The organism is Leifsonia xyli subsp. xyli str. CTCB07, from assembly GCF_000007665.1.
Taxonomy (GTDB): domain Bacteria; phylum Actinomycetota; class Actinomycetes; order Actinomycetales; family Microbacteriaceae; genus Leifsonia; species Leifsonia xyli_C.
The window spans coordinates 1,516,543-1,537,040 of the sequence record NC_006087.1; the positions used below are offsets into that span (position 1 = coordinate 1,516,543).

Sequence of the window (20,498 nt, forward strand, 5' to 3'; positions counted from 1 at the left end):
GCCTAGTGCTGCCGGTCGTAGCGGGCGAAGCCCACCAGGATATCGCGCTGGATGCCGAACATCTCCCGTTCCTCCGCCGGTTCGGCGTGGTCGAAGCCGAGCAGATGCAGGATGCCGTGCGTCATCAGGAGCAGCAGCTCATCCATCAGAGTGTGGCCCGTGGTCTCCGCCTGGACCTGCGCCACCTGCGGGCAGAGCACCACATCGCCCAGCAGACCCGCGGGCGATGGCTCGTCCTCTGTGCCGGGGCGCAGCTCGTCCATCGGGAAGCTGAGCACATCGGTCGGGCCGGGTTCGTCCATCCACTGCACATGCAACTGCTCCATCGCCGCCTCATCCACCAGCAGGATCGCCAGCTCGGCGTCCGGGTGGACGTGCATGATGTCGAAAGTGTACCCCGCGAGCCGCTGCAGCTTCGCCTCGTCCGCAGCGATCGCGGACTCGTTGTTGACTTCGATACTCATTTACTCGGACCCTGTCGTCGCTTGGTGAGGTGGTCGCGCGATGCCCCGGAGCGGCGCTCGGCGCGGGCCGCGAACTCGGCCGCCTGCTCGCGCTCGTGCTGCCGCTCCTGCTGTTTGGCGTCGTATTCGGTGTAGGCGTCCACGATCCGGCCGACGAGGCTGTGGCGCACGACGTCGTCGCTGGTCAACCGGGCGAAGTGGATGTCGTCGATCCCGTTCAGCACGCATGTCACCAGCCGCAGTCCGCTCGCCGCGTTCGGCAGGTCGATCTGGGTGATGTCGCCGGTGACGACCATCCGCGCGTTGAACCCGAGCCGTGTGAGGAACATCTTCATCTGCTCGGGCGTGGTGTTCTGCGCTTCGTCCAGAACGATGAACGAGTCGTTCAGCGTGCGGCCGCGCATATAGGCCAGCGGCGCCACCTCGATCGTGCCTGCGGCCAGCAGCTTCGGAACCAGCTCGGGGTCCATCATCTCGTTGAGGGCGTCGTAGAGTGGGCGCAGATAGGGGTCGATCTTGTCCGTGAGGGTCCCCGGCAAGTAGCCGAGCCGCTCGCCGGCTTCGACGGCCGGCCGCGTCAGAATGATGCGGGTCACCTCTTTGCGCTGAAGCGCCTGCACTGCCTTGGCCATCGCGAGATACGTCTTCCCGGTTCCGGCTGGGCCGATCCCGAACACGATCGTGTTGTGGTCGATGGCGTCCACGTACTCGCTCTGCCCGAGCGTCTTGGGGCGGATGCTCTTGCCGCGCGCGGTCAGAATGGCCTGGCCGAGCACGTCCGACGGGCTCAGATTCAGCCCGCTCTGGAGCATCTTGGCAGAGTTCGCGACGTCCGCTGGGCCGATGTCCTGGCCGTTGCGCACCAGGTGCAGCAGCTCCTCGACCAGACGCCGCGCCCCTTCGACCTGCGCCGGGTCGCCAGTTAGGCTGATCTCGTCGCCACGGACGTGAACGCTCACCAGCGGAAACTGCCGTTCCAGCGTGGTGAGCAGCCGATCCTGGGGCCCGAGCAGCCGGACCATCTGGACGCCGTCGACGCTCAGATGGGCCTCGGCCGCACCCTCGGGGCTCAGCGGCGGTGTCGGTTCACTCGTCGGCAAGGCTTCCTTCCTCGAGCCCGCCCGCTGGCGTGCTCAGAACATGAGCGTGGACGTGGAACACGGTCTGCCCCGCGTTCGCCCCGGTGTTGAAGATCAGGCGGAAGTCGCCGTCCGCGTGCTCAGCGGCGAGCGATCGGGCGGTGGCGACCAGTTCGGCGAGCAGCTCCGGGTCCCCCGCGGCGAGTTCGACCACATCGCGGTACTGGTCGGTCTTGGGGACGACCAGGAGATGCACGGGCGCCTGCGGGGCGATGTCCTTGAATGCGATCAGCCGCTCGCCGTCGTACACCACGTCCGCCGGGATCTCTCCCGCGATGATGCGGGTGAAGACCGACCGCTCATCCTGCCGCTCTGTCATAGCGTCCATCCTATTCACCAGCTTCACCAGCGCCGGGTGGCCGCGGAGAGCACGGCCAGGGCGGCCGGTCCCGCGGTGGACGTTCGAAGGATGGTGTCGCCAAGGCGGAGGAGCTCGGCCCCCGCGGCGCGGAAGACGTCGAGCTCGGCCGGGTCGATGCCGCCCTCGGGGCCCACCACGAGCGCGAGCGGTCGGGCGTCCGGGGTCACATCGGTGAGCCGTCCGCCAGCGGACGGTTCGAGCACCAGGACGCGGTGCGTCACAGCCAGAGCGGCGATCTGCCTCGTGGTCGACAGCTCGCCGACCTCCGGCGTCCAGGGGCGGAGGGACTGTTTGCCCGCCTCGCGGACGATCGTCGCCCAGCGCTCCCGGCCCTTGGCGATTTTCGTCCCCTCCCAGCGGGAGACCGACCGGGCGGCCGCCCACGGGATCACCGCATCCGCTCCGAGTTCGGTCGCCGCCTGGATCGCCCGTTCGTCGCGGTCGCCCTTCGCGAGCGCCTGCACCAGGGTGATCGCCGGTTCGCGCCTCTGGATGCGATCGAGCGCAGCGACGTCGATCGTCAGCTCGGAGCCCGTGGCGACGAGCACCTCGCCCGCGGCGACCAGCCCGCGGCCGTTGCCGATCAGGATGCGCTCACCCGGCCGCGTGCGGTTCACCGTGACCGCGTGCCTGGCCTCAGGCCCGGTGAGCGTCAGCCGATCGCCGATGGCGGCGTCGAGGTCCTCGCAGAGGTACAGGGAGGCCATGCTAGACGTTCAGGAACCGATCGCGCAGCTTCGCGAACAGACCCTGCTGGAAACGCGCCAGCGACGGTTCGCTGGCCTTGTGGCTCTCCGCGAACTTCTTGATCAGCTCCTTCTCCCTGTGGTCGAGTTTGGTCGGGGTGACCACTTGGATGCCGACGCGCAGGTCGCCGCGGCCGCTGCAACGCAGATGGGTGATGCCGCGGTCCTTCACACTGACGATGTCCGCGCTCTGGGTTCCCGGTTTGAGTTCCAGCCGGATATCGCCGTCGAGCGCCTTGATGGTCGCCGCGGCGCCGAGAATGGCGTCCGCCATCGACACTTCCAGCGTGCAGAGCAGATCGTCGCCGTCACGACTGAAGACGTCATGGTGCTTGACCTTGATCTCCAGATACAGATCGCCATTCGGGCCGCCCGCAGGACCGGCTTCACCCGAGCCCGGCATTTGAAGGCGCAGGCCCGTATCCACACCGGCGGGGATGTCCACCGGCACTGTGCGGCGGGCGCGCACCCGGCCCTGGCCCTGGCAGGTGACGCACGGTGTCGCGATGACGGTGCCGTACCCGCGGCAGGAACCGCACGGGCTCGACGTCATCACATTGCCAAGCAAGGATCGGACCGAGCGCTGGATGCTGCCGGTTCCGTGGCAGATGTCGCAGGGGACGGGCGCGGTCCCCGGCTGGCAGCAGGAGCCGTCGCAGGTCTCGCAGACGATGGCGGTGTCCACTTCGAGGTCGCGATGGGCGCCGAACACCACCTCGTCGAGGTCCACCTCCACCCGCAGCAGCGCGTCCTGACCTCTCTCGCGCCGGGACCTCGGCCCGCGGCTCGCCCCGCCTCCGCCGAAGAACGTCTCGAAGATGTCCCCGAATCCGGAGAAGTCGGCCCCGCCGCCTCCGCCGAATCCGCTTGCGCCGCCACGGTCGTACTGCTGCCGCTGCTGCGGGTCGCTCAGGACGTCGTAGGCGTGCGTCACAAGCTTGAAACGCTCCTGCGCCTCGGTGCTCGGGTTCACGTCCGGGTGCAGCTCACGCGCGAGGCGGCGATACGCTTTTTTGATCTCGTCGGGGGTGGCGTTGCGCTCAACGCCCAGGACTTCGTAGTGGTCGGCCACGTAAGGCTTTTCCTTCTTGTCGATGCTTGTCGCGTAGGTGTGCTTGTCGTCGGTTTTCGCCAGTCCCGGCTCAGTCGCCGAGAAGCCGGGAGAGGTAGCGGGCCACGGCGCGCACGGCAGCCATATTGCCCGAGTAGTCCATGCGGAGCGGGCCGATGAGTCCGACGCGGGCGATGTCCGCTCCCGCCGAACTGTAGCCGCTGGACATGACCGAAGCCTCGGTGAGCCCGAAGCCGTCGTTCTCCCGGCCGATGCTGACCGCGACGCTGTGCTGGTCGTGCGCCATCTCGTCGAAGAGACGCAGCAGGACGACCTGCTCTTCGATCGCCTCCAGCACCGGAGTGATGCTGGAGGGGAAGTCGTCGCCGGTGCGCACCAGGTTCGCCGCGCCCGCCATCATGAGCCGATCCTGCCGGTTCGCGGCGATCTGATCGAGCAGGGCGCTCGCGACCGGGGCCACAAGCGCGCGCGCCCGGTCTGCGAGCGCATCCGGAAGCTCGCTCAGCCGGACGGCCGCATCGGCGAGGGACAGCCCAGCCGCCGCACCGTTGATGGCGCCGCGGATCTCGGCGATGTCCGCTTCCGCCAGCTCGTCCGTCAGCTCGATCACGCGCTGTTCCACAGCGCCCGAGTCGGTGATCAGCACACTGAGCAGCCGGCGCGGCGCAAGCGAGACGAGTTCGATGTGCCGGATGCGCGAGCGCGACAGGGAGGGATACTGCACGATCGCGGTCTGATTGGTCAGCTGCGAGAGCAGACGGACGGTGCGCGAGAGAACATCGTCCAGGTCCACCGACTGCCCCAGTAAGATCTCGATCGCCGTGCGCTGGGCCGGTGAGAGCGGGCGCGCCTCCGCGAGATGGTCGACGAAGAGCCGGTAGCCCTTGTCGGTCGGGATGCGGCCGGACGAGGTGTGCGGAGCCGCGATCAGCTCCTCTTCTTCGAGCAAGGCCATGTCGTTGCGGATCGTTGCCGCTGACACCCCGAAGGAGTGGCGTTCGACAATGCTCTTCGAGCCGACGGGCTCACAGGAAGAGACGTAGTCCTGCACGATCGCACGCAGCACATCGAGGCTTCGTTCCGAGACCATGCTCCGCCTCCTCGATCGTCTCTTAGCACTCGCTGATCCTGAGTGCCAATCATATCTCCTCGGCGTGGGGACAGGTCCACGACCGCGCGAGAGAGCGATGAGGCACCACACAGCTTCCCGGTCGAGGTCCGCTCGGCCGAGTGGCCGATTTCTCGCTGCTGTTCTCAGATTCGCCCGCGCCCCCTATGATTAGCCCGTCACTCGTTCACCACCCGGTGGGCGTCTAGGTAGGAGGAGAGACCCATGTCCGCAACGCCCCCGCCGCCCCAGCAGCCGTACGGAGGCAGCTCGCAGCACTTGAGCCCAGCCGACGAGAAGCTCTGGGCGACGCTCGTCCATGTCGGCGGCATCCTGTTCAACTGGATCCCGGCGCTGGTCGGCTATCTCGTGCTGAAAGACCGCGGTCCCTTCGTGCGCGCACACACCACGACGGCTTTGAACTTCCAGATCACGCTCTTCATCGGCTATCTGCTGGGCTGGATCACCAGCTTCGTGGGTGTCGGGCTGATCGTCCTCTTCGCGGTCTGGGTGGTGAACATCGTGCTCAGCGTCATAGCGGCGATGAAGGCCAACCAGGGCGCCGACTACACGTATCCGATGGCCATCAAGTTCGTCAGCTGACCGTCGCTCGCTTCACTCCTCGGCGAGCAGCCGCCGGACCACGGCGTCAGCCAGCAGCCGCCCCCGCAGAGACAGCGTCACTGTCCCGGCGAGGGCGGCTTTCGCATCCACCAGACCATCGGCGATGAGTCCGGCCACGGCGCGACGGCCGGTCGGCTCCAGCTCGGCGCTTGCGATTCCCTCGCGAATGCGCATCCGGAGCAGCACGCGCTCGACACGCTGGGTCTCGGCGCCCAGGGTCTCCCGTCCTGCCGCGGGCGACTGCCCCGCGAGGACCCGCTGCGCATAGGCTGCGGGATGCTTCACGTTCCACCAGCGCACTCCGCCGCCGTCGCCGCCGATATGGCTGTGAGCGCCGGGGCCGATGCCCCACCAGTCGTGGCCAAGCCAGTAGGCGAGGTTGTGGCGGGAACGGTGGCCGTCGTCCTTCGCCCAGTTACTGACCTCGTACCAGTCGTAGCCCGCACCGGCCAGCCGGGTGTCGGCGCGTTCGTACATATCGGCCTGAAGATCGTCGTCAGGCTCCGGGAGCTGCCCCGCTGCGATCTGCCGGGCGAGCTTCGTGCCCGGTTCGACGATCAGCGAGTACGCAGAGAGGTGGTCGGGTACACAAGAGAGCGCGGTGTCGAGCGAGCGCTCCCAGTCGCCGAGCGTCTCCCCGGGTGTGCCGTAGATGAGATCGAGGCTGACCTGCAAACCTGCGTCCCGCGCCCACTGGACCACGAGGGGGATACGCTCTGGGTCGTGGGTGCGCTCCAGGGTCGCGAGGACGCGCGGGACGGCGGACTGCATCCCGAAGGAGACCCGAGTAAACCCGGCGGCGGCGAGCCGGAGCAGATCGGCCGCGTCCACCGAGTCCGGGTTCGCCTCGGTCGTGACTTCCGCTTGCGGTACGAAGCCCCATTGCTCGCGCACGGCGCCGAGCATCCTGCCAAGAGCCTCCGGCGGGAGCAGCGTGGGCGTGCCGCCGCCGAAGAAGACGGTCGAGACAGGCCGGGCCGGGAGGCCGCTGCGCCCGAGCGCCCGAGCGGCGAACCGCACCTCCGCCACAGCGTGATCCGCGTAGTCCGTCTGGGAGACACCGCGCACTTCGGTCGCGGTGTACGTGTTGAAGTCGCAGTAGCCGCAGCGCACACGGCAGAACGGCACATGCAGGTAGACGCCGAAGTCCCGGTCTGCCGAGCCGCCCCCGGCGTTGTCGGGGATCGCCCCATCGGCCGGCGCCGGCTCCCCGAGCGGAAGCGGACCCGGCATCAGCCAGCTCGAGCCGGGAGCAGCGACCGCAGATAGCGGGCGGTGAACCGCCGCTGCATCGCCCCGAGCAGCGGCGACGCGATCCAGAAGAGCGCGTTCGAGGGCCGCGAGAGCGCGCGCAACACGAACCAGACCGTTCCATCTTCGCGGAACTCCACCAGGAAGAGCTCTTCTCCGCTTTCCGGATGCCCCTTGAGCGTCCCGTATGCGAAACCGCGCCGATTGGGTTCGTCCACCACGGCGACCACCCGCACGGGAGCGGAGAAGTGGAATGGTCCCACCTGGACCCGCAGCACCGCCGACATGCCGTTGCGGATGAAGGGCGAGCCGCCGTCGGCGAAGACGTCCTGGCTCACCCGGGGCTCCCGCATCCCGCGGGGCGATCCGTCGGGGTTGTATTCGATTCCCTCGTACTGGATGCCGGTGCCCTCATCGACCTCGGTGATCTGGATGCCGCTCCCCCGTTGCACTCCCCACGTCATGAGCGCCTTCGCAGCGGACTCGAACCGCTCTTCACCGCTGCCGAGCCGGACTTGCCGCTCCAGCGGTTTGTAGCCCCGCGGCGGGTAGAACATCAGATCCGCGGCCTGGGTGGCGCCGACCGCGGCGTACGTGACGGGCTGATCGGAGAGAGGAGAACGCTGCATCGTGTCTGTCCTGCGTCAATCGGGCGCGGAGCGCGAACCTGCGGGGAGCGGCGGCATGGCCACGGTGTGGGCGAGGGCTGTCCGGCACAGCGCTCGATAAGACGCCGGCCAAAGCTCATTTCTTGCCTTTCTTCCCCACCTCTCCCGACAGTGCCGCGATGAACGCTTCCTGCGGCACCTCGACGCGACCGACCATCTTCATCCGCTTCTTGCCCTCTTTCTGCTTCTCGAGCAGCTTGCGCTTGCGGGTGATGTCGCCGCCGTAGCACTTCGCGAGAACGTCCTTCCGGATGGCGCGGATGTTCTCACGAGCGATGATCCGGGCGCCGATCGCTGCCTGGATCGGGACCTCGAATTGCTGCCGCGGGATCAACTCGCGCAGGCGGCCGGCCATCATCGTGCCGTAGGCGTACGCCTTCTCGCGGTGGACGATCGCGCTGAACGCATCCACTTGCTCGCCCTGGAGGAGGATGTCGACCTTAACGAGGTCGGCCTCCTGCTCACCGGCCGGCTCGTAGTCGAGCGAGGCGTACCCGGCGGTACTGCTCTTGAGGTTGTCGAAGAAGTCGAAGACGATCTCGCCGAGGGGCATGGTGTAGCGGATCTCGACGCGGTCCTCGCCGAGGTACTCCATGCCGAGGAAGGTGCCGCGGCGGCTCTGACAGAGTTCCATGATGACGCCGACGTAGTCCTTCGGCGCCAGGATGGCCGCTTTGACGATCGGCTCTTCCACCCGCTCGATTTTGCCCGCCGGGTACTCGCTCGGGTTGGTGACCGTGATGACGTTCCTGTCTTCGGTGGTCACCTCGTAGATGACGCTCGGTGCGGTGGTGATCAAGTCGAGTCCGAACTCGCGGGAGAGCCGCTCGGTGATGATCTCCAGGTGCAGGAGCCCGAGGAAGCCGCAGCGGAAACCGAACCCGAGCGCGACCGAGGTCTCCGGTTCGTAGACGAGGGCGGCGTCCGAGAGCTTCAGCTTGTCGAGGGCCTCGCGCAGCTCCGGGTAGTCGCTGCCGTCGATCGGGTACAGGCCTGAGAACACCATCGGCTTCGGCTCGGTGTAGCCGGGCAGCGGGTCCACGGCGGGCTTCGCCGCAGAGGTCACGGTGTCGCCGACTTTCGACTGGCGGACATCCTTCACACCGGTGATCAAATATCCCACCTCGCCGACGGCGAGACCCTTGGACGCGGTCGGCTCGGGCGAGGAGACGCCGATCTCGAGGATCTCGTGGGTGGCTCGGGTGGACATCATCTGGATTCGCTCGCGCGGACCCAGACGGCCGTCCATCATCCTGACATAGGTCACTACGCCGCGGTAGCTGTCGTACACGGAGTCGAAGATCATGGCGCGCGCCGGTGCGTCGGCGGCGCCGACCGGCGCCGGGATCTCCTGGACCACCCGGTCGAGCAAATCGTCCACACCCACGCCGGTCTTGCCGGAGACGCGGAGCACGTCGCCGGGCTTGCCGCCGATGAGGCCGGCGAGTTCGGCCGCGTACTTGTCCGGATCGGCGGCGGGCAGATCGATCTTGTTGAGCACCGGGATGACGGTGAGGTCGTTCTCCAGCGCCAGATACAGGTTCGCGAGGGTCTGCGCCTCGATGCCCTGGGCCGCGTCCACGAGCAGGATCGCGCCCTCGCAGGCCGCCAGCGAGCGGGACACCTCATAGGTGAAGTCGACATGGCCCGGGGTGTCGATCATATTGAGGGCGTAGAAGTCGCCGTCGAAGCCCCACGGCATCCGGACCGCCTGGCTCTTGATGGTGATGCCGCGCTCGCGCTCGATGTCCATGCGGTCCAGGTACTGGGCGCGCATGTCCCGCTCGGCGACGACGCCGGTGATCTGGAGCATGCGGTCGGCCAGCGTCGATTTGCCGTGGTCGATGTGGGCGATGATGCAGAAGTTGCGGATGAGCGCCGGGTCGGTCGCGGCGGGCTCGAGGACTTTCAGGGCTCGTGGTGACATCGTGCCGCCATTCTCCCATGAACCCGCCGCGGGTGTCTCGCGACCGGAACGAATCAGACGAAGCGCTCGGCGCGCTCGCGGTCACGCGGCCGACGCCGTCCAGGCCCGGGGCGAGCGCGCCGACGCGGAAGCTCCTCGTTCACCGCGAACGAGGCCTGATGCACCAGGGAGTTGATGGGGACGACCGGATGATCGGTCGTGATCGCGACGCGAAATGCCCGGCCGCCGTCAGCTTGGCGAGGTTCCCGATCGCGCAGCGCCACTGTGGACCGCGAGGAGAGAATCGGACCGAAGATCACCGGGATGTCGCGCTCGCCCAGCGCATCTTGCGGGATCGTTCGCCGCCCGCCCGTGCGGGAATGCCTGGCGCCGTCCGCAGCGTTGACCGATGGCATGAAGATTCTCCTCACCGGCGCGACCGGCTACATCGGCTCCTCTGTCCTCCCCTGTCTCCTCGCGGAGGGCCACTCGGTGACCGCCCTGGTGCGCGACGAAGCGAAGACCGCTGCGGTGCGCGCGGCGGGCGCGGACGCCATCGTCGGCGACGCGGCCGACGCCGCGCTCGTCGAGGACGCCGCCCGCGCCAGCGACGGCGTCGTCCACCTCGCCTCCACGAAGGAGGCCGACCCGGTCCTGGTGCCGGCGGTGCTCGCCGGACTCGCCGGCAGCGGGAAGCCGTTCGTCCACACCGGCGGGATCTGGACGTACGGCGACGCCGCGGACATCGCCGAGGAATCCCCGTCCGCGCCACCCGCACTGACCGTCTGGCGTGGGGCGACGGAAGCGCTCGTCCTCGCCGCGGACGGCGTGCGCGGCATCGTCGTCGCGCCTTCGATCGTCTACGGTCGCGGCGGCGGACTTGCCCGGCTGCTCGCCGACGCTCCCCGTGGGTCGGCCACTGCTCCGGCGCTCCGTCTCATCGGCGACGGCTCCCAGCACTGGGCGACCGTGCATGTGGACGACCTCGCGGCGGTCTATGCGCTCGCTCTCGAGAACGGCGGAGCCGGCGAGATCTATATCGGGGCCAGCGGCGCCAACCCGACGGTCCGCGAGCTCGGGATCGCGGCGGCCGACGCGGCGGGACTCGCCGGTCGCGTCGAGGAGGAGAGCGCGGCGGAGACAGCCGACCGCCTTGGCGGCGCACTCGCAGAGGCGCTGCTGCTCTCGCAGAGCGCTCGCGGCACGAAGGCCAGGATCACCCTGAGCTGGGAGCCAAACGGACCGTCGCTGATCGACGAGCTCACTTCCGGTTCGTACGCGCCAGCCGCCGGCCGCGGCCGATCGGGCACATTTGGTCCGCGCATTGGCCGCTGCTAAAATGATGTGTTGGCTTGCGTGTGGGTCTGTCCGCACGAACGCCGCGAGGCGCCCTCTCTCGCTGAACGGCACATCCGAAATCACTCACGAACGAAAGTAATCATCCGTGGCAAACATCAAGTCGCAGATCAAGCGTAACCGCACCAACAAGAAGGCGCAGGAGCGCAACAAGGCGGTCAAGAGCGAGCTCAAGACGGCCATCCGCGCCACCCGCGAGGCCGTGGCCACCGGTGACAAGGAGAAGGCGTCCTCTGCGCTACGTCTGGCGTCGAAGAAGCTCGACAAAGCGGCCAGCAAGGGCGTCATCCACAAGAACCAGGCGGCGAACCGCAAGTCTGCGATCGCCAAGCAGGTCGCCGCTCTCTGACGCGACGACCATCGCGGAACCTGTCCCGCGCCGCGACGAACCCCCGCTTCCGATCCGGAACCGGGGGTTCGCTGTGTCCCGAGGCGGTCGGCTCCGCCGGTGGGGGCCAGCTCGGACGCCATCAGAGACGGACCCGGGAACTCACGACTCTGATCATCGTCTCCAGGGCGAAGACCGGGTCGCGTCCACCTCCCTTGACGTTGGCATCGGTCTCGGCGAGCACCTCGATGCACCGGCCGAGGTCCTCCTCCGCCCAGCCCTGCAGATCGCGTCTGGCCCGGTCGACCTGCCACGGCGCCAGCCCGAACTGCTGGGCCAACTGCCCGGAGCCGCCTCGTGCGCCGGCGAGTTTGGCCATCGTGCGGATCTTGCTTGCGAAAGCAGCCACCATCGGCACCGGGTCGGCTCCGGAGGCGAGCGCGTGCCGCATCGTCACCAGCGCCTCTCCGTAGCGCCCGGCAAGAGCGACGTCGGCGACATGGAAGGCGTTGGTCTCCATGCGCCCGCTGTAGTACTTGTCGACGGTCGCCTCGACGATCTGCTCGGCAGAGTCGGACAGCAACTGCTGACAGGCCGCGGCGAGCTCAGCCAGATCGTCGGCGAACGCCGAGGTGACGGCTCTGAGCGCGCCCGGCGAGATAGAGCGACCCGCCCGCGCGAACTCCGCCTGAGCGAACTCGTACTTCTCCGCGTCCTTCTTCAGTTCGGCGCACACCACTTCGACCCCGTTCCCGGTCCCGGAGCGGATCGCGTCCAGCAGCTTCTTGCCTCGCACACCGCCCGCGTGCCGGAGCACGACGACCGCCCCCTCGGCGGGCTCCTCCAGGTAGGACAGTGTCTCGGAGAGAAAGGCATCGCTGCACCTCTCGACCGCCTCGACCCTGATCAGCCTCGGTTCGCCGAAGAGGGAAGGGCTCGCGAGTGTGAGCAGCTCCCCCGCGGCGTAGTCGGCGGCCGAAACATCGCTGATCTCCAGGCTGGGATCGGCCGCACGGAGAGCTTCGCGGAGCTGACGCACCGCCCGGTCGGCGAGAAAACTCTCCGTACCGGATACGAGCACGACGGGAGCCGGCCGGATCTGGCTCCAGGACAGCTGCGGGATCGCGATCGCTGCGGCACGCGATCTGCTCGCGCCGGCTCTGCTCGATGCTCGGGTGGCCACATTCCTCCTCGTCCGTATCCAGGATAGGGGTGACCATTGGCATCGGCCTCCGCCGGCCGCTCGCCCCAGAGAATAGGCCCGCCGGCTCCCGGCGAGACAAGCAGCGTCCCCGACCGGTCGGTGCGAGCCACAGCCGTGCCCGCCGCAGCGAGCAGATCGAGGGCGTGCCGGGTGGGATGGCCGTAGCCGTTGTCCGCGCCGACGGAGATCAGACCGAGCCGGGCGCTGAGGAGTTCGTAGAGCCGACGGCTCTGATCGGCCGAACCGTGGTGGGCGACCTTGACGACGTCCGCTGGTCGCACCGTCCCCGTGCTGACAAGCCGATTCTGCGCCTCCTCGCCCAGATCACCGAGGACGAGCGTTCGTAGTCCGTTCCCCTTCGTTTCGAGGACGAGGCTCCCGGCGTTGCCGGAGAACGTCGCGCCCGATGGCTCCTCGCCCGGTGGCCAGAGCAATTGCCAGCTCACGCCTCCGAGGCGGCCGGAGAGTCCGGCTCTGCTCTGCTCGGTCGCGACGCCCGCCGCAGCGAGCGTGCGGAGCACGGCCTCGTCGGCCGGGCGCGTCGGCGGCCCCACGAGAGCACGGTCGACCCGCCCGACGACTCCGTCGAGACCGCCGACGTGGTCGGCGTCGTAGTGGGTCAGCACGAGCAGCGCGATTCGGCCGACGCCGAGCCGGTCGAGGCAGGAGGCGGCCGGCTCGGCGGAGCGACCGACGTCGACCATCGCGACCGAACCGCCGTCGCGGATCACCAGGGCATCGCGCTGCCCGACATCGCACGCAGCGATCTGCCAGCCAGGAGGGAGTCCGAGCACCCGGGCGAGCACGGTACCCCCATTGCTCCCGTGTAGCCCCAGCCGCAGTGACCAGGGCGATGACGGCGAGCCTGGCGATCATACCCGGCAGATGCCTGCGGGCGAGCACCAGCCCCACCGTGATCGTCAGGAACACGCAGAGCGCGACGCCGACCGATCCGCCAGGCCACGGGAGCGCCGCGCCGGGCAGACTGCTCACGAATCGGGCGACAGCGGCGATCCAGGCCGAGGGCAGCCAGGCGAGCCAGACGATCGCCTGGCCTGCGAACGGAGCGAACGGGAGCAGCGCACAGGCCAGAGAGCCGAGGACGGTGGCGATCGGCGCAGCCGGCGCAGCCAGGAGATTCGCCACCACTCCGTAGAGCGGCAACCCGGGGGCGAGCAGCAGCAGGACCGGCTGGCAGGCCACCTGTGCCGCCACCGGAACGGCGAGCGTGAAAGCCAGGCGGCGCAGCAGCAGGTGTGCCAGAGCCTCACCGAGCGGGCGCGAGAGCAACAGCAGCCCGGCCGTAGCCAGCACCGAGAGCGCGAAGCCGTAGTCGCGCGCCAGCCAGGGATCGTGGAACAGCAGGACGATGGCCGCCAGCGACAGAGTGGGAAGACCCGCTGCCGAGCGCCCGCGCGCGAGAGCGATCAAGATCACGAGCGCCATCGCCGCGGCCCGCAGGACACTCGCCCCCGGTCCGACGAGCAACACGAAGAGGCCGAGCGCCCCGGCCGCGACGACGATGCGCAGACGTCGGCCGAGCCCGATCCGGGCGGAGGCCAGAAACGCCAGCCCGGTCACGATGGCGCAGTTCGCCCCGGAGACCGCGGTGAGATGGCTCAGGGAGCTCGCCTTCATCGCCGCGTCCAAGGAGGAGCCGACGGCCGTCTCGTCCCCGATCGCGAGACCGGGCAGAAGGTCGCCACCGTCTCCCGGCGTTCCGGAGGACGCCCCGGCCAGCCCAGCGCGGAGCGGGCCCGTCCAAACGAGCCACGGCGACGGTCCCTCGCCGACGGAGGGTTCGAAGTCCGCGAACACCGAGTAGGCCGTCGCCCCACCCGGCTCCTCCACGCGGAGCGAGACCTCAGCCAACGCTGTCGCGCCGAGAGCGAGCCGGGTAACCCGTTCAGCGGAAGCCGGGGCCACGAGCCGGATCGGAACACCGGCGCGCGCTCTCCGCGCGCCGTCCCCGCCGGCGGCCGGACCCTGTGTCGCACCGCGCATCGCCACAGTCGTTCCGCAGATGCTCCACCACGTCTCGCCGTCGAAGCCGGCGGCGACACGCCGAGGTGTACTCTCGATACGCATCGCCACTTGCGCCCGCTCCCCCGCCGCGGCAGCGGCGGATAGCGCAGCGTCGACCCGCAGCGGAGCGATGGCGGCGACGACAGCCAGGCCGGCCGCCGCCGTCGCCAGCCCGACCGCAACGATCGCGGAGGCCCCACGCAGAGGGGAGCGATCGAGCAGGAGGGCGGCCAGGAGAACGAGGACTGCTCCGAGAGCGTCCAGCACGGCGACGAACGGCGCCGCCTGCGGCACACCGACGCCGAGGGCGCAGGCCGCCCAGAGCAGAGCGGCGGGGGCGGCGAGACGGAAGTCGGGCATCAGACCCGCACCCGGTCTCGAAGACCGTCGAAGACCTTCTGGCCGATCCCGGTCACCTCCATCAAATCGGTGACCGCCGCGAACCGGCCGTTCGCGGTGAGCCAGTCGAGGATGCGACGCGCCAGAACCGGACCGATCCGCGGCAGTGTCTCGAGTTGCTCAGCCGTCGCCGTGTTGAGGTCGATGGGTGCGCTGTCCATTCCGTTCGAGCGCGAGGACCGCCAGGCAGTCGTCCAGCCGGCTGTGGTCCTCGACCAGCAGGACCTTCACGCCGTCGAGCTTCCGCAGTCCTGAGCGCGCGATCGCTCGCGAGCAGATCACAGTGACGTCGACTCTCAGCTGAAGAGCGGTGTCCACCGCTGGCCAGTCCAGACCCACCATGAGCAGACGATCTCCCGCAAGGCTCCGCGCCTCGCCCATCACGCTACCGACCATGAACCCTGTCCAGATACCAGTTCCGTACCGTCTGACCGACCTGTGAGGAGCGAAAGACATGGTCACCGACGCTTCGGACCGGCACTACTTCGTATGCAGTGCCGCAGACGAACGCCTCGTCCGCCTGCACGAGTTCAGACGGGTCGATATGGCGGACCTCGGTCAGGAGCTCCAGTTCGTGCGCTCTGTCGAGGATGGTCTTCCGGGTGATACCGCCCAGGAAACTGTCCGCGATCGGCGTCAGAAGTGTTCGGCCTTTCACCAGGAAGATGTTCGCTCCGGTGACATCGGCGATACGCCCATCGTGCGTAACGAACAGGGCATCGGTGATCCGCACCCTGCTTGCGCGCGTCGATGGAAGCGAGCGTCCCGATCGTGTAGGCCGTCGAGCACTTCGCCTTCACCGGCAGCGTGTCCGGAGACGGCCGTCGCCACTGCGACCAGGCGAGATCGATGCCGGTGTCCGCCGAATGCGGGGAACTCCAGTTCCACGCCGCCATCGCGAGATGGACCTGTGCTCCGTCGCCACCGACGCCGACCGCTTCACCACGCCACGCGATGGTGCGGATATACGCGTCGGAGAGGCCCAGATGGGCTAGGTGTGATGTCCAGGGAGGTTGTTGTCGATTCTGCTAATGGGTGGGGCTCTGATGGCGGAGTGGTGCTGGTGATGATTGTAGAAGTGGGGCCAGCCGGGGAGTGCTTCTCGTCGTTCGGCCTCTGAACCATAGAACTGGGCGTAGGCCCAGCCGTCGGCGAGTGTGCGGTGGAAGCGTTCGATCTTCCCGTTGGTCTGTGGTCGGTATGGTCGGGTCTTCTTCGCCCTGATCCCGAGCTCTGTGCAGGCGTCTCGCCAGGCGTAGGACTTGTAGGCGGAGCCGTTGTCCGAGAGGACGAGTTCGACGCTGACATCCCGGTCGGCGAACCAGGCGACAGCACGCCGCAGGACACCGATCGCGGTGTCCGCCTTCTCGTCGGAGCAGATCTCGGCGTAGGCGACGCGGGAGTGGTCGTCGATGATCGTGTAGACGAACACGGTGCCCAACCGTGGCTCGTAGCGGTGGTTCCTGCTCTTCGTGCGGGTGGCGGTCGCTTCCCGGTTGCGTTCGCCCTGGACGCGGCCGACGAATCGTCAGCCGCCGCCGTCGGGGATGTTGCCGAACTTCGTCACGTCGACATGGATCAGCGATCCAGGGTGGTCGTGCTCGTAGCGACGGATCGGCTCGCCCGTGACCCGATCAATGGTGCAGAGCCGGTTGATGCGGCAGCACACCAGGACGGCGTGGACGGTCGAGGCGGGAAGGCCAAGCTCGCCGGCGATCTGCACCGGCCCCAGGCGTCGTCGCCACCTCGCCCGCACGATCCGCTTGAGCACGGGCAACGGCGTCCGCGTTGGCATCGATCGTGGGCGGCTAGACCGGTCGGTCATCCCTCCCGTGCCTTCGGCGCGGAACCTCGCCGCCCATTTCCGCGCGGTAACGGGCGAGACCATAAACATCTTCGCTGCGACGGAGACCAGCCAATGGTCCTCGACGATGAGCCTGGCAAGGCGCAGACGAGCGCGCGGTGTGAGAGCAGCGTTAACGTGGGACACGAAGGCCTCCTGGATCGTGAAGCGGTTGAACTGAACAGCTCCACTTCACAACCGGAGGCCCTCGCCCCTCAACTCCTCACGACCGTATCGCCGAAACAACCCCCCTGGACATCACACCTAGACCGAGTCGCCGCTGGAACGTACCTGGATGCCACGCCGACGGCCACCTGCCTCCTGGAAGAGCGTCTCAGCGTGCTCCAGCGCCATGCCGTTCGTCTCCGGGATCTTGAAGAACACGAAGAACCACGACAGGGCCGCGAATACAGCGTACATCCCGTAGGTGAACGGCAGCGAGAAGTCCGACATCGGCGGGAAGGAGACGGTGACCAGGAAGTTCGCGATCCACTGGGCCGCTGCGGCGACTCCGAGCGCCTTGCCTCGGATGCGGGAGGGGAAAATCTCGCCCAGCAGAACCCACACCAGCGGCCCCCACGACGCACCGAAGCAGACGACGAACACGTTGGCGGCCACCAGTGCGAGCGGACCCCACGGACTCGGGAGGGAGACAGCCCCGTCCTGCTTGACCGCGAAGGTGAACGAGAGAGCCATGACGCCGAGCGCCAGCGCCATCCCGACCGATCCCGTAAGCAGGATCGGCCGGCGCCCAACCCGGTCGACCAGGAGGATCGCCACGATCGTCACGACGACGTTGGTCACCGAGGTGATCACCGTGATCAGGAGGGAGTTGCTCTCCGTAAAGCCGACCGCACGCCAGAGCGTTGTCGAGTAGTAGAAGATCACGTTGATGCCGACGAACTGCTGGAACACCGAGAGGATGACTCCGATCCACACGATCGGTTTGAGGCCGAAGCGGTTTCCGGCGAGGGTCCCCCTCCTGCCCTCTTTGTCTTCCTCGATCACGCGCTCGATGTCGCGGACCTGCCGGTCGACATCGCCCTCTGGCACCATCGTCGAGAAAATGGCCCGTGCATCTTTGTGCCGGCCGGTCGTCAGCAGATAGCGCGGCGACTCCGGCAGCGTCAGTGCCAGGACGCCGTAGACCACCGACGGGATGACGCCGACAAGGAACATCCAGCGCCACGCTTCGAGCCCGAGCCAGAGCTGGCTGGACGCCGACCCCGCGATCCCTGCGAGCAGAGCGTCGGACAGCAGCGCCACGAAGATGCCGAGGGTGATCGCGAGCTGTTGCAGGGACCCGAGGCGTCCCCGCGACTGCCGCGGGGAGATCTCGGCGATGTACGCCGGAGCCACGACGGAGGCGATTCCGATTCCGAGACCGCCGACGATGCGCCACAGACCGAGATCCCATACGGAGAACGCGAGCCCGGCCCCGACCGAGCTGATGAGGAAGAGAACGGCGCCCAGAAGCATGACCCGCAACCGGCCCCACCGGTCGGCGAGCCGCCCCGCGACAAACGCGCCGACGGCGCACCCGAAGAAGGCGATAGCGACGATGAACCCTGTGACGAAGGCGTTCAGTGCGAAATTCCTCTGAATCGAGTCGACGGCCCCATTGATGACGGACGAATCGAACCCGAACAGGAAGCCCCCGACCGCTGCCGCAAGCGCCAGACCGGTGACTTTCCGCCGCATCGCGGCCGTGGGCTGTAGTGCGCTCTCCTCGCTCGTCTCCGCGGGTTCCCTGTTTTGCTCAGACATCTCATCCTTCTTCGGTTGTATGCCCACCCGTCTCAGGGGGGCGTGAGACACGGTACGCCGGGTCGCACGGTTGCGGGAGCTAGCGTCCGGCGGGTCGTCCACAGGGCTGCGGCGGAACCACGTTCTGCACAGATAGCGAACGGCGTGTGCGAGCGCCTCCCGACGCCGAAAGAGTGGGGAGCCAGGAGAAAGGGGCGCGCATGCGGGGAACATCGTCGCCAGCGGTTCGCGCAGGCGGGCACAGGCCACCCCACCGGGCGGGACACCGGTGGCAGCTGGTCGCGATCGGAGCGATGCTCGGGATGCTGGCGGGGACGCTCCCCGTCCGCGAGGGACGGATCGCGAGCGACGAGACGACAGCACCCGCACCTGAGACAGCATTCGCCGCCGCCCGGTCCCGGCCAGCGCAGGCAGCCCTTCCGGCGTTGGCGCATCCGGCCGAAACGGCGAGCAGAGCCACGCGCGCCCTCGGCGACCGCGTCTCCCGGTCCGGACGCTGGTCCTGGCTGGTCTCCCCCGTCCGCCTGCTCAAGAGCTTCGCTGCGCCGCCCACCCCGTACGCCGCCGGACATCGCGGCATCGACCTCGCCGCAGCGCCCGGCACTCCCGTCACAGCCCCGGCATCCGGTGTCGTCCGCTTCGCCGGGACGGTGGCCGATCGGCCCGTGCTCACCGTGGAACACACGAGCGGCGTCCTCTCAAGTTACGAGCCGGTGACGACGACGCTCACCGTCGGTGAGTCCGTGTCTCCGGGAGATCCGCTCACCGCCGTCGCAACGGGCGGTCACTGCGACGGCGCCTGCCTCCATGTCGGCGTCCGCATCGACGGCGGGTATGTCTCACCGCTGCTCTTCTTCGCGACACTGCCACCGTCCATCCTGCTTCCGCTGGGTCCCGTTCGGGCATCAAGCCCGCGGGTGGGCAATCCGGTACGTCTCTTTCAACCGCTCCGCCGAGACATGGGTGTAGATCTGCGTGGTCCCCAGGCTGGCGTGCCCCAGAATCTCCTGGACCGCTCGCAGGTCGGCTCCCCCGTCCAGCAGGTGGGTGGCCGCCGTGTGCCGGAGCGTGTGCGGGCCAGCCGGTCCGCCACCGGGCACAGCGGCCAGCAGACGTGCGACGACCCGGTAGACCGCCCGGGTCCCGAGCCTCCCGCCCCGGGAACCCAGGAAGAGCGCCGGCCCCGACCCGGGCGTCGCCAGCTGGGGCCGCGCCGCCCGCAGGTAACCACGAAGCGCGTCCCGGGCCGGAAACCCGAACGGCACGACGCGCTCCTTCCGCCCTTTCCCGAGCACGCGAACCGTCAATCGATCGAAGTCGACATCATCCACATCGAGCCCGGTGAGCTCGCTCACCCGGACACCCGCCGCGTAAAGCACTTCGACCACGGCGACATCCCGCACCGCGGCCGCCTCTCCTCCGGCCGCGCTGGCAGCGAGTGAGGCGAGAATGCCGTCCATGTGGGCACGGGGGAGCACCCGAGGAAGCGTCTTGTCCGCTTTGGGCGCCCGCAATCGTGCCGCGGCATCGGGGGCCGAGAGGGCCGGAACGGGAACGATCGGGACGTCGCCTGCGGGAGCAGCGGAAGCGGAGACGGCACAGAAACGGCCTGAGATGGCAGGCATCGAGTCAGAACCGGTGACGGCCGGGGGGGAGCTGCCGGAGATCACGGCCCCAGCGGGCGTCGAAGCGAAGCCGGAGCTGGCGGACGCCGAGGTGGAGAATGCCGAAACGGAGCCGGCGAGCGGGTCAGAAGCGGCGAGCGGGGCGGAGCCGGCGAGTGGAACGATGCCCGCTGCGGCACGGTCAGCGATGGAGTCTTCCGCGATGGGGACAGGGGGGCCGCCTCCGGAGGCTCCACGGCGGGCGAGCCAGGCACTGAATCCGCGGGCGGAGGCGGAACGCCGGGCGAGGGTCGCCTTGGCGAGGCCGCGCTGGGCAGCGTCCCACAACCAGTCCCGGTAGAGGTCGAGGGTGAGATCGTCTGTGTCGCGCACTCCTCGCCGGCCGGCGAAGTCGATGAGACTCGCCAGGTCCGATCGGTACGCGCGGACCGTCTGCGGCGAGTAGCCGCGTTCGGCCGTGAGATGACGCGCGTACCCGTCGATCGCGTGCGGGAAGTCCACCTCCTCAGCTTCCCTCAGCGAGGGCCAACCCGCCGTACGACCCTCCGCAGGCGAGCAGCATCGCCCGCGTGGGGTCACCCCAGCGCCAGCGGCTTCCGAGCCCCGCAGTGC

The 20,498-nt window shown here is 68.5% G+C and carries 19 protein-coding genes and 5 pseudogenes; 5 read left to right on the forward strand and 19 right to left on the reverse strand.

All coding sequences use genetic code 11. The features are described from left to right. Nucleotides 1–2: 2 nt before the first annotated feature. The 6 genes from ybeY to hrcA all read right to left on the reverse strand — a co-directional run bounded on the left by ybeY (nt 3) and on the right by hrcA (nt 4,872). Complete coding sequence (gene ybeY, locus LXX_RS07250) at nt 3–464, reverse strand: rRNA maturation RNase YbeY (protein ID WP_011186263.1); 462 nt, start codon at nt 462–464, stop codon at nt 3–5. Next, nucleotides 461–1,564 carry a PhoH family protein gene (locus LXX_RS07255; protein ID WP_011186264.1) on the reverse strand — a complete coding sequence of 368 codons (1,104 nt, stop codon included), beginning with the start codon at nt 1,562–1,564 and terminating at the stop codon, nt 461–463. The genes ybeY and LXX_RS07255 overlap by 4 nt, the downstream gene beginning before the upstream one ends. Beyond that, complete coding sequence (locus tag LXX_RS07260; protein WP_041767582.1) at nt 1,551–1,922, reverse strand: histidine triad nucleotide-binding protein; 372 nt, start codon at nt 1,920–1,922, stop codon at nt 1,551–1,553. Before LXX_RS07260 ends, LXX_RS07255 begins: the two co-directional genes overlap by 14 nt. Before the next feature lie 23 nt (nt 1,923–1,945). Beyond that, nucleotides 1,946–2,671, reverse strand: coding sequence for a 16S rRNA (uracil(1498)-N(3))-methyltransferase (locus tag LXX_RS07265; protein ID WP_011186266.1), 726 nt, complete (start codon nt 2,669–2,671; stop codon nt 1,946–1,948). Nucleotide 2,672: 1 nt separating this feature from the next. Beyond that, complete coding sequence (gene dnaJ / locus LXX_RS07270) at nt 2,673–3,782, reverse strand: molecular chaperone DnaJ (protein ID WP_011186267.1); 1,110 nt, start codon at nt 3,780–3,782, stop codon at nt 2,673–2,675. A 70-nt stretch (nt 3,783–3,852) separates the two neighbouring features. Beyond that, a complete protein-coding gene (hrcA, locus tag LXX_RS07275; protein ID WP_011186268.1) occupies nt 3,853–4,872 on the reverse strand; it encodes a heat-inducible transcriptional repressor HrcA in 1,020 nt (339 codons plus the stop codon). A gap of 243 nt (nt 4,873–5,115) precedes the next feature. Here hrcA and LXX_RS07280 point away from each other — a divergent pair, with 243 nt between their 5' ends. Further along, a complete protein-coding gene (locus LXX_RS07280; RefSeq protein ID WP_011186269.1) occupies nt 5,116–5,493 on the forward strand; it encodes a DUF4870 domain-containing protein in 378 nt (125 codons plus the stop codon). Between the two features lie 12 nt (nt 5,494–5,505). Here LXX_RS07280 and hemW read toward each other — a convergent pair whose 3' ends face one another. The 4 genes from hemW to LXX_RS16755 all read right to left on the reverse strand — a co-directional run bounded on the left by hemW (nt 5,506) and on the right by LXX_RS16755 (nt 9,755). Beyond that, the gene (gene hemW, locus LXX_RS07285) at nt 5,506–6,747 is read right to left on the reverse strand and encodes a radical SAM family heme chaperone HemW (protein ID WP_011186270.1); all 1,242 of its coding nucleotides are present in this window, start codon (nt 6,745–6,747) and stop codon (nt 5,506–5,508) included. Further along, nucleotides 6,747–7,394 (reverse strand): DUF1990 family protein, encoded by a 648-nt coding sequence (locus LXX_RS07290; protein WP_041767583.1) that lies wholly within the window; start codon nt 7,392–7,394, stop codon nt 6,747–6,749. The genes hemW and LXX_RS07290 overlap by 1 nt, the downstream gene beginning before the upstream one ends. Nucleotides 7,395–7,509: 115 nt before the next feature. Further along, a complete protein-coding gene (gene lepA / locus LXX_RS07295) occupies nt 7,510–9,360 on the reverse strand; it encodes a translation elongation factor 4 (RefSeq protein WP_011186272.1) in 1,851 nt (616 codons plus the stop codon). A 53-nt stretch (nt 9,361–9,413) separates the two neighbouring features. Then, on the reverse strand, nt 9,414–9,755 hold the full coding sequence (locus LXX_RS16755; protein WP_041767584.1) for a hypothetical protein: 342 nt from the start codon (nt 9,753–9,755) through the stop codon (nt 9,414–9,416). Between LXX_RS16755 and LXX_RS07305 the strand changes: the two genes are divergently transcribed. Continuing rightward, entirely contained in the window at nt 9,754–10,677 is a 924-nt protein-coding gene (locus tag LXX_RS07305; RefSeq protein ID WP_041767585.1) for an NAD-dependent epimerase/dehydratase family protein, read from the forward strand. The two genes, LXX_RS16755 and LXX_RS07305, sit on opposite strands and share 2 nt — an antisense overlap. A gap of 106 nt (nt 10,678–10,783) precedes the next feature. Further along, complete coding sequence (gene rpsT, locus LXX_RS07310) at nt 10,784–11,044, forward strand: 30S ribosomal protein S20 (RefSeq protein WP_011186274.1); 261 nt, start codon at nt 10,784–10,786, stop codon at nt 11,042–11,044. A 121-nt stretch (nt 11,045–11,165) separates the two neighbouring features. Here the strand turns inward: rpsT and holA are convergent, their stop codons facing one another. Then, complete coding sequence (holA, locus tag LXX_RS07315; protein WP_011186275.1) at nt 11,166–12,206, reverse strand: DNA polymerase III subunit delta; 1,041 nt, start codon at nt 12,204–12,206, stop codon at nt 11,166–11,168. Between the two features lie 29 nt (nt 12,207–12,235). On the opposite strand from holA, the gene LXX_RS15625 reads away from it, so the two are divergent. Continuing rightward, on the forward strand, nt 12,236–12,574 hold the full coding sequence (locus LXX_RS15625; protein ID WP_050737883.1) for a hypothetical protein: 339 nt from the start codon (nt 12,236–12,238) through the stop codon (nt 12,572–12,574). Here LXX_RS15625 and LXX_RS16760 read toward each other — a convergent pair. From LXX_RS16760 to LXX_RS07345, 7 genes and pseudogenes are all read right to left on the reverse strand, one after another. After that, nucleotides 12,509–12,931 (reverse strand): annotated as a pseudogene (locus LXX_RS16760) (ComEC/Rec2 family competence protein); the annotation flags it as partial. The gene LXX_RS15625 and the pseudogene LXX_RS16760 sit on opposite strands and share 66 nt — an antisense overlap. Before the next feature lie 247 nt (nt 12,932–13,178). Next, nucleotides 13,179–14,612, reverse strand: a pseudogene (locus LXX_RS16765) (ComEC/Rec2 family competence protein); the annotation flags it as partial. Next, complete coding sequence (locus LXX_RS07325) at nt 14,612–14,812, reverse strand: ComEA family DNA-binding protein (RefSeq protein WP_041767586.1); 201 nt, start codon at nt 14,810–14,812, stop codon at nt 14,612–14,614. The gene LXX_RS07325 and the pseudogene LXX_RS16765, both read right to left, overlap by 1 nt. Then, a complete protein-coding gene (locus LXX_RS07330; protein WP_192807294.1) occupies nt 14,772–14,969 on the reverse strand; it encodes a hypothetical protein in 198 nt (65 codons plus the stop codon). The genes LXX_RS07325 and LXX_RS07330 overlap by 41 nt, the downstream gene beginning before the upstream one ends. Nucleotides 14,970–15,036: 67 nt before the next feature. After that, nucleotides 15,037–15,405, reverse strand: a pseudogene (locus LXX_RS12715) (aminotransferase class IV); the annotation flags it as partial. A 237-nt stretch (nt 15,406–15,642) separates the two neighbouring features. Continuing rightward, nucleotides 15,643–16,641, reverse strand: a pseudogene (locus LXX_RS07340) (IS481-like element ISLxx4 family transposase). Between the two features lie 117 nt (nt 16,642–16,758). Then, nucleotides 16,759–18,195, reverse strand: a complete 1,437-nt coding sequence (locus LXX_RS07345) for a sugar porter family MFS transporter (protein ID WP_041767588.1) — start codon at nt 18,193–18,195, stop codon at nt 16,759–16,761. A gap of 368 nt (nt 18,196–18,563) precedes the next feature. Here LXX_RS07345 and LXX_RS13640 point away from each other — a divergent pair. Continuing rightward, nucleotides 18,564–19,094: pseudogene (locus LXX_RS13640) on the forward strand (murein hydrolase activator EnvC); the annotation flags it as partial. 72 nt (nt 19,095–19,166) lie between these two features. On the opposite strand, the gene LXX_RS16770 reads toward LXX_RS13640, so the two are convergent. After that, a complete protein-coding gene (locus tag LXX_RS16770) occupies nt 19,167–20,387 on the reverse strand; it encodes a tyrosine-type recombinase/integrase (protein ID WP_041767589.1) in 1,221 nt (406 codons plus the stop codon). Nucleotides 20,388–20,498 lie beyond the last annotated feature (111 nt).

Coding starts and splice junctions, on each gene's coding strand:
- hrcA (WP_011186268.1), bottom strand. CDS start 4,872: ATGGTCTCGGAACGAAGCCTCGATGTGCTGCGTGCGATCGTGCAGGAC.
- LXX_RS07305 (WP_041767585.1), top strand. CDS start 9,754: ATGAAGATTCTCCTCACCGGCGCGACCGGCTACATCGGCTCCTCTGTC.
- lepA (WP_011186272.1), bottom strand. CDS start 9,360: ATGTCACCACGAGCCCTGAAAGTCCTCGAGCCCGCCGCGACCGACCCG.
- ybeY (WP_011186263.1), bottom strand. CDS start 464: ATGAGTATCGAAGTCAACAACGAGTCCGCGATCGCTGCGGACGAGGCG.
- LXX_RS07280 (WP_011186269.1), top strand. CDS start 5,116: ATGTCCGCAACGCCCCCGCCGCCCCAGCAGCCGTACGGAGGCAGCTCG.
- LXX_RS16755 (WP_041767584.1), bottom strand. CDS start 9,755: ATGCCATCGGTCAACGCTGCGGACGGCGCCAGGCATTCCCGCACGGGC.
- LXX_RS07265 (WP_011186266.1), bottom strand. CDS start 2,671: ATGGCCTCCCTGTACCTCTGCGAGGACCTCGACGCCGCCATCGGCGAT.
- LXX_RS07290 (WP_041767583.1), bottom strand. CDS start 7,394: ATGCAGCGTTCTCCTCTCTCCGATCAGCCCGTCACGTACGCCGCGGTC.
- LXX_RS07345 (WP_041767588.1), bottom strand. CDS start 18,195: ATGCGGCGGAAAGTCACCGGTCTGGCGCTTGCGGCAGCGGTCGGGGGC.
- LXX_RS07325 (WP_041767586.1), bottom strand. CDS start 14,812: ATGGACAGCGCACCCATCGACCTCAACACGGCGACGGCTGAGCAACTC.
- LXX_RS07260 (WP_041767582.1), bottom strand. CDS start 1,922: ATGACAGAGCGGCAGGATGAGCGGTCGGTCTTCACCCGCATCATCGCG.
- hemW (WP_011186270.1), bottom strand. CDS start 6,747: ATGCCGGGTCCGCTTCCGCTCGGGGAGCCGGCGCCGGCCGATGGGGCG.